Origin of the sequence: Solibacillus merdavium (genome assembly GCF_014836935.1) — a bacterium.
GTDB classification, from domain to species: Bacteria; Bacillota; Bacilli; order Bacillales_A; family Planococcaceae; genus Solibacillus; species Solibacillus ferritrahens.
This window is the reverse complement of the sequence record NZ_JACSPW010000004.1, coordinates 11,181-26,598: the sequence shown is the minus strand read 5'-3', so window position 1 is coordinate 26,598 and position 15,418 is coordinate 11,181. Positions and strand designations below refer to the sequence as shown.

The 15,418-nt window shown below is 29.4% G+C and carries 13 protein-coding genes; all 13 read left to right on the top strand.

Features of this window, described 5'->3' with window-relative positions; translation table 11 throughout:
* The first annotated feature begins 3 nt into the window (after positions 1 to 3).
* Entirely contained in the window at positions 4 to 2,343 is a 2,340-nt protein-coding gene (locus tag H9632_RS05765; RefSeq protein WP_191703172.1) for a methyltransferase domain-containing protein, read from the top strand.
* Positions 2,344 to 2,362: 19 nt separating this feature from the next.
* On the top strand, positions 2,363 to 3,385 hold the full coding sequence (locus H9632_RS05760; protein ID WP_191703171.1) for a glycosyltransferase: 1,023 nt from the start codon (positions 2,363 to 2,365) through the stop codon (positions 3,383 to 3,385).
* 86 nt (positions 3,386 to 3,471) lie between these two features.
* Positions 3,472 to 4,959 carry a glucosyltransferase domain-containing protein gene (locus H9632_RS05755; RefSeq protein ID WP_191703170.1) on the top strand — a complete coding sequence of 496 codons (1,488 nt, stop codon included), beginning with the start codon at positions 3,472 to 3,474 and terminating at the stop codon, positions 4,957 to 4,959.
* A gap of 7 nt (positions 4,960 to 4,966) precedes the next feature.
* Entirely contained in the window at positions 4,967 to 5,908 is a 942-nt protein-coding gene (locus H9632_RS05750) for a glycosyltransferase family 2 protein (RefSeq protein WP_191703169.1), read from the top strand.
* Positions 5,901 to 6,317 carry a GtrA family protein gene (locus H9632_RS05745; RefSeq protein WP_225223703.1) on the top strand — a complete coding sequence of 139 codons (417 nt, stop codon included), beginning with the start codon at positions 5,901 to 5,903 and terminating at the stop codon, positions 6,315 to 6,317. Before H9632_RS05750 ends, H9632_RS05745 begins: the two co-directional genes overlap by 8 nt.
* Positions 6,318 to 6,545: 228 nt before the next feature.
* Positions 6,546 to 7,610 (top strand): acyltransferase, encoded by a 1,065-nt coding sequence (locus H9632_RS05740; protein WP_191703167.1) that lies wholly within the window; start codon positions 6,546 to 6,548, stop codon positions 7,608 to 7,610.
* A gap of 44 nt (positions 7,611 to 7,654) precedes the next feature.
* On the top strand, positions 7,655 to 8,785 hold the full coding sequence (locus H9632_RS05735; RefSeq protein ID WP_191703166.1) for a glycosyltransferase family protein: 1,131 nt from the start codon (positions 7,655 to 7,657) through the stop codon (positions 8,783 to 8,785).
* Positions 8,786 to 8,794: 9 nt separating this feature from the next.
* Positions 8,795 to 9,547, top strand: a complete 753-nt coding sequence (locus H9632_RS05730) for a glycosyltransferase family 2 protein (protein WP_191703165.1) — start codon at positions 8,795 to 8,797, stop codon at positions 9,545 to 9,547.
* 89 nt (positions 9,548 to 9,636) lie between these two features.
* A complete protein-coding gene (locus H9632_RS05725) occupies positions 9,637 to 10,491 on the top strand; it encodes an NAD-dependent epimerase/dehydratase family protein (RefSeq protein ID WP_191703164.1) in 855 nt (284 codons plus the stop codon).
* Between the two features lie 8 nt (positions 10,492 to 10,499).
* On the top strand, positions 10,500 to 11,063 hold the full coding sequence (locus tag H9632_RS05720) for a sugar transferase (protein WP_191703163.1): 564 nt from the start codon (positions 10,500 to 10,502) through the stop codon (positions 11,061 to 11,063).
* 16 nt (positions 11,064 to 11,079) lie between these two features.
* Positions 11,080 to 11,955: a UTP--glucose-1-phosphate uridylyltransferase GalU gene (gene galU / locus H9632_RS05715; protein WP_191703162.1), complete on the top strand. Its 876-nt coding sequence runs from the start codon at positions 11,080 to 11,082 to the stop codon at positions 11,953 to 11,955.
* Positions 11,956 to 12,069: 114 nt separating this feature from the next.
* On the top strand, positions 12,070 to 13,344 hold the full coding sequence (locus H9632_RS05710; protein WP_191703161.1) for a glucose-6-phosphate isomerase: 1,275 nt from the start codon (positions 12,070 to 12,072) through the stop codon (positions 13,342 to 13,344).
* 3 nt (positions 13,345 to 13,347) lie between these two features.
* Positions 13,348 to 15,042: a phospho-sugar mutase gene (locus H9632_RS05705; RefSeq protein ID WP_225223702.1), complete on the top strand. Its 1,695-nt coding sequence runs from the start codon at positions 13,348 to 13,350 to the stop codon at positions 15,040 to 15,042.
* The last annotated feature ends 376 nt before the right edge of the window (positions 15,043 to 15,418 follow it).

The following is a 15,418-nucleotide window of genomic DNA, read 5'->3' as shown; positions in this document are numbered from 1 at the left end:
AAAATGAGTGAATATAAAGTAAACAGTAAAGATTATTGGGATAATCGTTTCCAAACTAACTGGGAAAGTTATCTTGGTAGAGAGCAAACTGAATTTTTCCTGAATTTATTACTTGAAAATTTACCTTTTGAAATAATTCAACAACTTGAGGAAGAAAAATGGTCGATTTGTGATGCCGGTTGTGCGGAAGGTGATGGAACAAATTTATTAGCCAATAGATTTAATAACTTAGATGTTGTGGGAATAGATTTTTCAAATGAAGCAATTAGCAAAGCCAAAGAATATTATCCCAATGTAGATTATGCACAGGGGGATATAAAAAATCTACCACAGAATTATGATGTGATAATTTGTTCTAACGTATTAGAGCATTTTTCTAACCCATTTGAAATTATCCCAAAAATGCTTCAAAATACAAAACAACATTTGATTTTAATGGTGCCTTTTTTAGAAGACGATAGAATTAAAGAACATATGTATACATTTGAATATAAATCTTTCCCAATGGAAATAGATAATTTTCAATTATCATATTTTAAAGAAATTGATTGTAAATTAATAGAAGGAACTCATTGGTATGGTAAACAAGCTATAATTATTTATTCTAAAAAAGTAAATATTGATTTTACTAAAATTGATTTAGGAAACTTTAATGCTAGAAGAGAATTTTATGAGTTAGAATATTTTAGCCAAAAAGAAGCTTTAGAAACTATGAAAAATAAACTAGTTGATAATGAAACAAGCTTTCATAAAAAGCTTGAAGAAATTAACAATGAGTTAAGGTGGCATAAAGACCAAATAGATGAGAAAGAAAATTCCATTAATTGGTTCAAATCTACATTAGAAAATAATAATACCATTATAAAAAATCTATCAGATTCCTATAACCAAAAAGACAAAGTTATATCTAATCTTCTTCAAGATAAGAATGAATTCAAAGAAAAAATTAAAGAATATGAAAGACAAATTACTTATTATAACAATGTTAATTATGATTTAAATTATCAGCTAACTAGTTTTCAAAATACGAAGGCATGGAAAATTTTAAATAAATATTATCGTTTTATGGGAGTAAGGAAAAAATTAAAGGGTTATACAAAAAAATTCTACTATATTTTAAAGACAAAGGGTTTAAAGGAGGCAGTTAGTAGATCTGCTACTTATCTAAATTCTCCAAAAGAACAGGTAGCTTCTATTAATTCTTCACAATTAATAAATCTTTATTCAAATTTATTAAATGATTATGAGGTAGGGAAAATCCAGGGGCTAGTTATTATTCCTTCAGCTTTTGAATTCGATGAATTATATAATCAAAGAACGATAAATTTTGCTAAATATTTGGCTAAGAAAGGCTTTGCAGTATTATATATTGCATGGCAGTGGGAAAAAGGGGAAAAATTAGAGAAAAACTACCAGTCTTTTTTGAATAATATTTACCAAGTACCATTATTTGATTTTTTAGAAACAGATTTCAGTTTAATAAATGGTATCAAAAATAAAAAATTTATTATTACTTTTCCAGCAAAAGAATTTAATGATCTAATTATTAAATTTAGGGAAAATGCTTTTCATATAATTTATGACATTATGGATGAATGGGAAGGATTTTATGATCAGGGTGAATCTCCTTGGTACAAAAAAGAGGTTGAGGAAGCTATTATTTTGAATTCTGATGCGATTTTCGCAGTTTCTGAGCCATTAAGAAGTAAGTTCAATTATTTAAGAACTGATATAAAAGTAGTAGGAAATGGATATGCTGAGGAAGTTTCAAAATATAAAGATATTTCTTTAAAACAGTCTGCAGATGATAAAAAAATCCATATTGGTTACTTTGGACATATGACCGCAGCGTGGTTTGATTGGGAGCTAATTTTTGAAATAGCTAAAAAGGACCATATCTTTATACATTTAATAGGCTATGGTGCAGATGATAAGACACTAGAGAAAATAATGAAATACAATAATATTAAGTATTATGGGAAAATTCATCCTGGTAAATTACATGAAGTCGTTGAAAAGTGGCACATAGGTATTATCCCTTTTAAACATTCAAAGCTATCTGAAGCTGTAGATCCAATCAAAGTCTATGAATATTTATATTTTGGTCTTCCTACTATTTCAACAGGTATCCCACATTTAAATAACTATCCATTAGTAACACATAGTGAAAGTACAAAACAATTTTATGATACAATAGAAAAATTGTATAATGAAATATTAGAGGGTAAAATTCAGTATTCTAATGTAAATGAATTCCTATTAGATAGTACTTGGGATAGCAGATTTAATTTTATAATGGATGAAATCAATAATAATAATATATTGCAAGAGTTATTTGACTGAAAATGAGGTAATTTAAAAAATGAAAAAAATCCTTTATGTATATAAATGGGCAACTATGGGAGGCGTTGAAAGAGTTTTACTCAATCGAGCTTTAGCTTTTAAAGAAGCTAATTATAACGTATCTCAAGATGTATTTTTCCTCCATGATTCGGGAGGGAAAATACTTTTAAATCAATATATTAAGGGGAAAGATTTAGGCGGATATTTACAAATAGTTGAAACTTTTAACCCCAATCATTATGATTTTATTCACGTTATTGATACCCCTGAGATTTTCGAAATGACAAAAAATTATGAAAAAATAGTTTTTGAATGTCATACAGCCTATACGGAGAATAGACAATATCTAAGTGACTTACCCTTTAATATTAAAAATATTATTGTTCCTTCTGACAAATTTAAAGAAGATATTATCAATGAAATTCCAGAACAACTTCAAAAAAAGACTATAGTATTAAGAAATTTTGTTCCAGCACTTCTTGTTGAAAAAAACGTAAATAGTACTAATGTTTTCCCTAAAATTCCAATTGCGTATATAGGCAGAATTGATAAATTAAAAAATGTAGAAGAAGTCATTGAAATCTTTGTAAATTTGCAAAAAAAGGTTGGTGATAAATTTATATTAATAATTGCAGGGCCTATTACTACAGAAGTTGATTTATTTAAAATTATAAGTGATAAGTGTTTACTTAACCGGGTTATTTATTTACCACCCATTGCTTTTGAGAAAGTGCCACAATTATTTAATATTATAAAGAATAATAATGGAATTGTTATATCTTCTTCAAAAGGTGAAAGCTTTGGCCTCTCTATTGCTGAAGCAATTGTAAATGATATTCCAATATTAGCTTCTAATATCCATAACGCATTAGTTGACAATGATTCAACCTTTTTATATGAATTAAACTCTATCAATGAAGCCACTAATAAAATAAAATATATAACAGAAAATTTTGATATTTGTAAAAAAAGATTAGGTAAGTATAAAAGTAAACTAACTGATAGTGCTTTTCTAAAAGATTGGGACGCTATGTATGGTTAGAGTTATACATAATTAAAAATTATTAAAATTAATTAATCCAAGTTAGATGGATTGTTGTTGTAATATAGAAAAGGATGAAGAAGAAATTGGATAAAAAAAATATAACTATAACTGAAAGAATGAAATTTACTTTTATATTTTCATTAAGTTCAACCATTATAATTCATTTATTTATGTTAGTGAATAATTTAAAAAATCATGACAGTCTCTGGCATTTTTATGGCGATATGGATTTATCTTCCTCTGGGAGATTTACATTAAAATATTTAGGCAGTTTAAGTAGTTATTTCGACTTGCATTATTTAAATTTATTAATCTCATGCATATTTTTAAGTTTAGGCCTTGTATTAATTATAGAAATATTTAACATTGTTAATAAAAAAAATATTATAATGTTTATTGTTATATATGCTGCATTTCCTTCTGTTTCCGGGATATTTTCATATGCATTTACAGCTGACGCTTATTATATATCTTTCTTTTTAACTTTATTGGCTATATATATATCTACTAAAAACATTTGGTATAATATTGGAGCTGTATTTTTATTATATGTAGCCTTGGGTACTTATCAAGCAAACTTAACTTTAGCTGTAACTATGGTTGTAGTCATATTGATCCAAAGATTAATGAATAATAATAATTTAGACTTTAAGTCTTTTATTAAATATATTGTAACTATAGTTGGAGGATTGTTACTATATATTATTCATTTTAAAATCTACCAAAATAAAGTTGGATTGACTGAATATGGTGGAATAAATGATGCAGGGGTTATAAATTTTGAAACTATTTATTTAGCAGCACAGAAAGCAGTTAATGCATTTAATATATTTATATTTAATAATTATAGCTTTACTAACTTATTCGAAAAGTTAAATTTACTTTATATATTATTAGTATTAATTACATTATTAATATTTGTGTTAACTTCAAAAATTAAATTTAAGAATTTCACTTTAATTATAATGTTAATTGGCTTGTGTCCTTTTTATTTATACTTAATATATTTTGTTTCTCCAAGTGTTTTTTATCACGTTTTAATGCTTCAAAATATCCCTTTAATGTATTTGATAGGAATTTTTATTTTGGAAACAAATATTTTTAAAAGTGAAATTATTTACAAAGTAATTAATAAAGTGGCAATAATTATCTTATTTTTAATTGCATTTAATTTAGTTGTAATTACAAATATTTATTATGAAAAACTTTCACTTATTAATAATTATACAAATTCTTTAATGACTAAGGTGTCTTATGAGATTGAAAATATTCAAAGGAATTCACCTTTAGTTGACTCTTTATTAGTTATTGGTAATCCCACTACACATATAAATTTAGTCGAAAGCTACAATACTAAAGTCCCGTACAATGTAGGGATTGGAAATATTGTATTTAATGAGTATACAACTACATTGTATTTAAATAATTTTTTAGGACATGAATTGAAAACAATGGATATTCAGTCGGAATTTGTTGAGATAAATGCAGAAGAAATTAATGAAATGTCACAATGGCCATTGAGTGATTCGATCAAAGTAATCGATAATACTATAATAATAAGATTTGAGTGAGACAAGGATGAAATTATTAAGCATTATTCTACCAGCTTATAATGAAGAAGAGAATATAAATTTGTCATATAATGTAATAAGTGAATTGATGTATAATAATTCTATTGATTATGAATTAGTTTATATTAATGATGGTTCTAAAGATAACACTTGGGATAGAATTGAAGAAATATCCCGAGATGATAAAGTTCTGGCAATTAATTTTTCAAGGAATTTTGGTAAAGAAGCTGCTATTGAGGCTGGTTTGAAAATGTGTAATGGTGATTGTGCAGTTGTTTTAGATTGTGATTTGCAGCATCCACCCGACATGATTATTAGTATGTATAGATTGTGGGAAGTTGGATACGAAGTAATTGAGGGTGTGAAAGTTTCTAGGGGAAAAGAATCCTTTGTTTACAAGTTATTTTCTAAAATCTTTTACTCATCAATTTCAAAAGTGACAAAGTTTAAAATGGATAAATCATCTGATTTCAAACTACTTGATAGAAAAGTGATAAATGAGCTAAATCAGTTGCCTGAAAAAAATCGATTTTTCCGTGCATTATCTTACTGGGTAGGCTTTAAACAAGCTACAGTTGAATTTGAAGTACAAGAAAGAGTTAATGGGGAAAGTAAATGGTCTTTCGGATCATTAATTAAATATGCTATATCTAATATTACCTCATTTACTTCTGCGCCCCTACATTTAGTATCATTGATTGGTGTTATTTATTTAATCTTTGCAACTCTTTTAGGAGGATATTCATTAATAAGTTATTTTACAGGGAATTCATTAGAAGGATTCACTACTATAATTTTACTCCTTTTATTGGTTGGAGGTACTATTACATTAAGTATAGGAATTTTAGGGATTTATATTAATAAAATTTTTGAAGAAATAAAATCTAGGCCAAGTTATATTATTTCAAAAAAAATCCATGGAAAAACAAAAGTTAAAGTATATGAGTAATTCAAAAACTTTCAATAAATTTGTAATAGTAGGGATTATAAATACCGTCATTGGAACATCAATAATGTTTGTAGCTTATAATTTATTCGGAATGGGTTACTGGATATCAACGTTTTTAAATTATTTTATTGGAAGTATAATAAGTTATATTTTAAATAAATATTATACATCTAAAAGTAAAAATAGAAATTTTACAGAGGTAATCAAATTTATAATAAATATTATTGTATGTTATTTAATAGCATATACCGTAGCGAAAAATATATTAGAATTTATATTAAATAGTTTATCTTCTAAATTTATTGATAACATTTCTATGATATTTGGAATGATTATTTTTGTGATATTAAATTACTTTGGACAAAAATACTTTGTTTTTAAAGTAACTGACAAAAATATCTATTCTTAGTTTTAAATTAATAACCGAAATATATAGAAAGTACTTAAAAAATATTACTATACTCTACGAATGAATATTTGTAGAGTATTTTTAAGTCCTTGTCGGCTATGAATAATTTCTTTACAAAACAGAAACAGATACTGTAAATGAGCGATAGAAACCTCAGTAATCATTGCTTTGTAAATTTACTCAAATAAAAATAAATGGTTATATTTAACCGATTTGATAGAGGGTTCTATGAAGAGAGAAGTAGGAATAGATTTAATAAAAGTTATAGCTGTATTTTTTGTTCCATCAGTTCATTTTTTTATGAATACTTATTATTATTCTACACCACTAATTAATAGTGAATTATTATTTTTGCAAACATACTTGAGATGGTTATTTTTAATATGTGTTCCTTTATTTATGATGGTTACTGGGTATGTAATGTCCCAAAAAAAACTAAAAAAAAATTATTATAAAGGGTTAATCAATGTAATCGGAGTATATCTTTTTTACTCTCTTTTATCAATTGTTATGAGGATAACATATTTTAAAGAAGATTTATCTGTAATAGAATGGCTTTATAAAATCCTTAGCTTTGAGGCAAATGGGTATGGATGGTATGTAAATATGTATTTGGGTTTATTTTTGTTGATCCCATTTATAAATATAATTTTCAATAATTTGAAATCAGAAAATGAAAAAAAAGCTTTAATTATCACATTGATAGTTTTAACTGGTTTACCTGGTTTATTAAATAGTATCCCATTATATTTTCAAGGAAGTAAAATATTATACTTCCCGAATTGGTGGATTAATATATATCCGCTAACTTATTACTTTATAGGATGTTATTTTAAAGAATATCAACCAAAAATAAAAAAGTATAAAGCAATTTCATTATGTGCATTAATAATTCTTATTGAAACTATATTAACATTTTATTTTGCACAGGGAGGTATATTTGTTGAGGCAACTGGTTATTACAGTTCGTTAACGGTGATGGGAACTGCTATTTTCTTTTTCTTAGCAATTTATGATATTAAAATTAAAAACCTTGTACTGAATAAAATATTTATTATGATTGGTGGGATGACTTTAGATATATATTTGGCATCCTATATTTTTGATAGAATGGTTTATCCTTATGCTTTAAGATACTTTGAAAACCAAGCCTTAATAATTATATATTTTGTTCCCGTAGTAGCTTCTATTTTAGTTCTTTCTATAATATCAGGAATATTTAGAAAGAAAATTGTGGGATTTTTATATAAACTTCTTAAGAATAAACGGTTAATTCGGTTGAAATGGACTTAAAAAAGATATTAGTTATTTGCAATAATATTAAAGGATTGAAGTTTATGAAGAAAAAAATTCTATTGGCTCAAAATAGCGCCTTTATTGCAAATCGTTTGCCGCGTGCAGCAAAAGCTTTAAAGGAAGCAAATTATGATGTCGATATATTGAATTGGAACCGTGGTGTAAATTCTTCAGTTATAGAAGCTGCTACTGAAAATTTTAAAAAAGAAGGAATTACTGTACATTCTATTTACTGTGGAAATACACCGTACGGAAAAGGGATTATTACAATTGTGAACAAGCTATTGTTTATAATCAAGGTGATTTTATTTTTATGTAAGTCTGGACAACAGTACAAAGTTGTTCATGCTATAGACTTCGATTTAGGTCTGCCGGTATTTTTAGCAAAGCTCATTAATCCTAAGTTGAAATATAAAATAATATATGATATTGCTGATTTTGTAGAAACATTTCATAGTCCTATTCCAATATTCGTCAGGAAAATTATTAAGAGTATAAGCGAAAAGATTATGAAAAGTGCAGAGATAATTATTATCCCTGATCAAAATCGCTTTCGTAATATCCCTAAAGCGCTTCATGAAAAGACAATTATTATAAATAATAGTATTGATCCACCAAAGGAAAAAGTTGAATATCCCATTGAGAAAAGCTTTAATCTGCTCAATGTTTTTTACTATGGGGCTTTAAGTAGAGATCGTGGAATTGAACTTTTATTACAGCAACAAGATATTTGCATTTGGTTTGCTGGAAAAGGTGAGTTACAAGAAGATATCATAAAAGCAGCTGAAATTAATAGTAATATAAATTATTTAGGTTATTTAAGCTTACCTGAGATACTTTCAGTTGCTAGCCAAACAGATATTATTTATATGGTTTATGATCCAACTTACCAGCATAATCAAATAGCGTCTCCTAATAAGCTTTATGAAGCACTGTATCTTGGGAAACCATGTATTGTGTCTGAAAATACGTCTATTGATTTATTTGTAGATAAGTACGACATTGGGTATGTTACAAAATTTGATGTATTAAGTTTAAAGCAAACGTTTAGCGGAATTAATCAAATAGAATTGTTGGAAAAGGGAAAAAATGCAGAATTAATATACCCCCAATTTAGTTGGGAACATTCAAAAAATAAACTTATAGAAAATTACAGTTCTATATGTGGATAAGGTGATTACATGACACAACCATTAGTCTCTATCATTACACCTTCTTATAATAGTAAAAGGTTTATTTTAGAATCAATTAATTCTGTAAAAAATCAAACGTATCAAAACTTTGAAATGATTATTGTTGATGATTGTTCAAAAGATGATTCATTAGAATTGATTCAAAATGCCATAGTTAATGATTCGAGATTTAATATATACAAATTAGAAAAAAATTCGGGGGCTGCATTAGCAAGAAATTTTGGTATCCAAAAGGCTAATGGGAAATATGTAGCCTTTTTAGATAGCGATGATTTGTGGCACTCAGATAAGCTTGAAAAACAAATAGCTTTTATGGAAGAGAATAATTATAATTTTACATTCACGAATTATGAAATGATTGATGAACAGGGGAACGACATAAACCGAAAAGTTATATGTCCATCAACAATTAATTACGAGCAACTTTTGAGAAATACAACTATTGGCTGTTTGACCGTAATTTTAAACATTGAAAAATTAGGCAAGATACAAATGCCTGATTTACAACCGGAAGACACAGCTCTATGGCTAAAAGTCTTAAAGAATGGCGAAACGGCATATTGTTATCAAGAAGTCTTAGCGAAATATAGAATTGTCGGAAATTCTGCTTCTAGCAATAAACTAAATGTAGCGAAGAAGATGTGGGTTGTTTATCGTAAATCAGAGAATCTCCCAGTATGGAAATCTTCATGGTATTTTATGATGTATGCAATAAACGCTGTTAAAAAACATTACTTATAATAACGAAAGCCAACTTCATTGAAGTTGGCTTTCCGTTTGTATATATGTCATAATTAAATATAATTAATTCAAAATAATGGAGTTTTTTCATGAATATACTTATTACAGGAGAGACAGGTTATATTGCAAACTATTTATACAATTATTTGAAATCCCAAAATAGCAACTATATTATCAATAAAAGAAGTATCAAAAATAATTTTGACTGTTCAATGCTAACTGGGGTTGATGTTGTTGTGCATTTAGCAGGCTTAGTACATAAAAATGAGAAAAATTATGTTGAAAAAGATTATATGAATGTGAATACAAAGATTACTGAAAAGCTAGCAAAGATGGCAAAGGAAGCTGGAGTAAAACATTTTATATTTTTTAGTACGATGGCCGTATTTGGAAAAGTGAAAGGTGAAATTTCAGACAAAACTTTGATAAATCCAATTAGTTATTATGGTAAAAGTAAATTAATTGCAGAGGGAATTTTACAGACTTTACATGATGAATCCTTTAATGTAGCTATTGTACGCCCACCTATGGTTTACGGACCAAATTGCCCTGGGAACTATGCGCTTTTAAGGAATTTAAGTATTAGAACTAAGATTTTTCCTTTTATAGAAAACAAAAGAAGTATGATATTTGTAGGAAATTTAACAGAGTTTATAAAACAATTGATTGAACATAGAGCCACTGGAATTTTCCATCCACAAGATCCACAATATATTAATACAATGGATATGGTAAACGAGATTGCCAAAGTACATAATAAAAAAATATACACTACGGTTATTGGGGCCTCTATATTAAAGATTTGTATTGAGAAAACCAATATTTACAGTAAAGTATTTGGAGATTTATATTATGAACCTAGCCTATCATTTTATGCTGATAACAGCTATCAAAGATATAATTTTCAGCAAGCAATTGCTATTACAGAAGGGAAAGGGACTTAACTATAATTATGAAACGTTTCTTTGATTTAATAAGTAGTTTACTAGCAATAGTTATTTTTATAATTCCAATGATATTTATTGCCTTAGTGATAAAAGCAGATTCAAAAGGACCAATATTGTTTACACAAAAACGAGTTGGTAAGGATGGAAAACTATTTAATATATATAAATTTAGAACAATGAAGACAGATACACCTAATGTTTCAACTGAAGATTTAGGAAATCCAGCTGCGTATATAACAGATGTGGGTAATATTTTGAGGAAAACAAGTCTGGATGAGTTGCCCCAGTTATTTAATATTTTAAAAGGTGACATGTCCATTGTTGGGCCTAGACCTGCGCTTTATAACCAATATAATCTTATTGCAATGAGGGATGAATTTGGAATAAGCTCAATACGACCAGGATTAACAGGTTATGCTCAGGTTATGGGGAGAGATTTAATTACAGATGAGAAAAAAGTTGAATATGATTATATCTACTTAAAAAATAGTAATATATTTTTTGATCTGAAGATAATTTGGTTTACTGTTTTCAGTGTTATAAAAGCAGAAGGTGTTCGACTAAAGTAAAGGATGATTGATTATATTGGGTACTATAAAAAAGGCTATAATACCAGCAGCAGGCTTGGGTACGAGATTTTTACCCGCAACTAAAGCAATGCCTAAAGAAATGTTACCAATTGTAGATAAACCAACAATCCAATATATAGTGGAAGAAGCTATAGCAGCAGGTATTGAGGATATATTAATTGTAACTGGCAAAGGAAAACGGTCAATTGAAGATCATTTCGATAGTGCATGGGAATTAGAGAATAATTTATTGAGTAATAATAAACTTGAGGATTTAAAAAAAGTCAAAGAGTCAGCGAATGTAGATATTCATTATATTAGACAAAAGGAAGCGTTAGGTTTAGGACATGCTGTATGGTGCGCTAGAAAGTTTATTGGTAATGAACCATTTGCTGTTCTTTTAGGTGATGACATTGTTAAGAGCGAACAACCGTGTATTAAACAATTAATTAATCAATACGAAAAAGTTCAATCTAGTGTAATAGGTATAATGCAGGTTGCCGATAAAGATATTCATAGGTATGGCATAATCAATCCAATTAATACTGATTCAAACTTAATGGAAGTTAAACAATTTATAGAAAAACCAACATTATCAGAAGCACCTTCAAATTTGGCGATAATAGGCAGATATATACTTACTCCAGAGATTTTCTCTTTCTTAGAAGAAAAACAAATAGGTAAAGGTGGAGAAATTCAGTTAACAGATGCAATTGAAAGATTAAATTCTATACAAAAAGTATATGGCTATGAATTTGAAGGGAAAAGATATGATGTTGGAGAAAAAATGGGATTTATAAAAACAACAATCGATTTTGCCCTAGAACGTGAAGATTTACATGAAGATTTAAAAAGTTATATCTTATCTAAAGCAAGAGAACTAATGGATTAATAATTAAAATTTGACCTTAAATAATTCATTTTGTATGATGATTATTTAAGGTTTTATATTGGAGGAATATTTTGGGGATATTTCAATAATTAACGTTAAAATGGGGAATTTAAAATGCAAATTGAAAAGCTTAAAACGACACTCATAAATTGTTCATTAGAAGAAAAGGACATTTTAAAATATAAATACAAAGTACAGGATATTCATCAAACTTTACCTCAATTTGATTTAACTGGTTGGATTGACTCGCCTATTCAGAATCAACAGGAATTACTAGATTCAATAGATCGTGTGGCATCAGAAATACGGGCATGTGCCGACGTACTTGTTGTAATTGGAGTAGGAGGATCATTTTTAGGTGCTCGTGCAATTCAAGAAGCATTAAAGCCGTACTTTGGATTAGCGGAACATGGTATTGAAGTTGTATATGTGGGTCTTAACATGAGCGGTGCTTATATTAAGGAACTTTTATCGTATTTAGATAAAAAGCAAGTTTATGTTAACGTCATTTCAAAATCGGGTGGCACAATGGAGCCAGCTCTCGCCTTTCGAGTAATGCGACTCTATATGGAAGATCGCTATGGAGAGAAAGCTTCTGAACGAATTATTGTAACGACAGATGTTGAAAAAGGTATTTTAAAAGGGATTGCGGATAAAGCAGGCTACCGCCAATTTGTCATTCCATCAAATATCGGTGGACGTTATTCAGTATTAACACCGGTTGGTTTATTACCAATTGCAGTGGCGGGAGTAGATATTCGCGCAATAATGGCTGGTGCTAAGCAAGCAGCAGAAGAATTATCTGAATCGGATTTAGCTAATAATGATGCCTATAAATATGCTGTGATGCGTCACATGCTTTATCAAGAGGGTTATTCTATTGAATTACTCGCTTCATTTGAACCTGGGTTAAATAAATTCCATGAGTGGTGGAAACAATTATTTGGTGAAAGTGAAGGGAAGGAAAAGAAAGGTTTATATCCTTCAACAGTTAATTTTTCAACAGACTTACATTCAATCGGCCAATTTATCCAGGATGGCAGTCCGATTATGTTTGAAACTTTACTTCATTTCCATGAAATAGAAGGAGACTTGCAAGTACCATTTGATGAGCGGGATGAGGATGGATTGAATTATTTATCGAGTCGCACTTTCAATGAAATTAATGCAATTTCAAAGCAGGGAACTGCATTAGCCCATGCAGAAGGTGGCGTTCCGGTTATTCAATTAGAACTTCCAAAGCTTGATGAATACCATTTAGGCTACTTAATTTACTTCTTCATGAAAGCATGTGCGATGAGTGCGTGCTTATTGGAAGTAAATCCATTTGATCAACCGGGTGTAGAAGCATATAAACGTAAAATGCTAGAGCTATTAAAGGAGAAATAAGTGATGAGTTTAGAACTATATAAAAATTGGCAGCAGCAACAACTTCCCCTTTATTTGGCCGATGAATTAACTCAACTTATGACAGATGAAAAAGCAATCGAAGACTGCTTCTATCAATATGTATCTTTTGGAACTGGTGGCATGCGTGGGATCCTCGGTGCAGGTACAAACCGTATGAACATCTATACAATCCGACGAGTAGCAGAGGGCCTGGCACGCTATATTTCTTCAAATGGAGAAGAAGCCAAAAAGCGTGGTGTTGCGATTGCTTACGATACACGTCATTTTTCATATGTATTTGCGGTGGAGACAGCACGTGTATTAGGTGCACATAGTATTACTTCTTATATATATATAGAGGCACGTCCAACACCCCAGTTATCTTTTACAGTGCGTGAGTTAAATGCTTTTGCAGGCGTTGTCATTACGGCCAGTCACAATCCAAAGCAGTATAATGGCTTCAAAGTATACGGTGAGGACGGTGCGCAGCTAGTGCCAACTGGTGCAAATGCTATTATTGAGCATATGAACCAAATTAGTGATATTTTTGCGATTGAAGTTGCAGATGTTACAGAGCTTGAAAAGCAGGGGTTGTTTCATTGGATCTTGGAAGATTTTGATGAAAAGTTCATGAATAACTTATTAACTTTAAAAAATAACAATAATATTGATTATAATATGAAGCTTGTTTACACTCCTTTACACGGAGCAGGACTTGTTCCGGTAGTAGAAGGTTTAAAGAAATTCGGTTTTAATGAAGTACATGTTGTTGAGGAACAAGCTGTACAAGATGGCGCTTTTCCTACTGTGGCCTATCCAAACCCGGAAGAAGCCGCGGCCTTTGCTATGGCAATCGAGCTAGGTAACCAAGTAGGAGCAGACCTATTACTGGCAACAGACCCAGATGCGGATCGTTTAGGGGTAGCTGTGCGTAAAGGTATTTCGTATGAGCTTCTTACAGGCAATCAGCTTGGTGCACTTTTATTAAATTATATTTTGCATACAAAGCAAGAGAGTGGCACACTCCCAAATAAGGGTGCTATGTTAAAAACAATTGTTACATCGGAGCTAGGTACTGCTATTGCAGCTCATTATGGAGTAACAACAGTCAATACGTTAACAGGGTTTAAGTATATTGCAGAAAAAATTGCAGAGTTTGAAATGACGAAAGCCCATACATATTTGTTTGGTTATGAAGAAAGCTACGGTTATCTAATTGAGACATTTGCTCGTGATAAAGATGCGGTCCAAGTTGCTTTAAAAGTTGCAGAAATGGCTGCTTATTATTCAACACAAGAAAAAACATTGCTTGATGCTTTAGAAGAACTATATGAGCACTTTGGCTACTATAAGGAAGCGCTTGTATCTAAAGTATTTGAAGGAAAAGACGGTCAAGACCAGATGAAGGCTATTTTAAATAACTACCGTTTAAACACGCCTCAAGAAATCGCTGGATTAGTGGTAGTACGTGTTGAGGACTACTTAACAGGAATTGCAACATTAGACGATGGCACTACTGAGCCAATCGTCTTGCCGAAAGAAAATGTATTAAAGTTTCTATTAGAGGATGACTCTTGGATTGCCATTCGCCCTTCAGGGACAGAACCAAAATGTAAATTTTATTTTGGTGTAGTTAGAGAAACCGAAGAGCAAGCGAATAACATTCTAGGGCTGCTAAAAGAAAACATTTTAGTATGACAGGTGAATGTTGAATATAAATAAGTAAAAGGCATAGCTTACAACAGGCTATGCCTTTTACTTATTTCTTACATTTCGTTTTATATATCTTTAAAAGCAAAATTATAAAGTTTATATTATAGATAATTCAGGTCCATAAAAATATAATTGGACTGAGTATTTCATCTACGGTATCTCTTAATATTATTCCGATTAAAATAATGAATTACCAGAATAATATTAAGAATGTTAATAATAACTATATTTACCTCTTTATATGCCATTTTACCTTTTAAAATTGAAATTTATGGGTAAAAGTATTTAATTTTGCTTATAATTAAAACTAGGCTTTTAGTCGTTAGGTTTTATTAAATAACGGCACTTAAACCATTCTAGT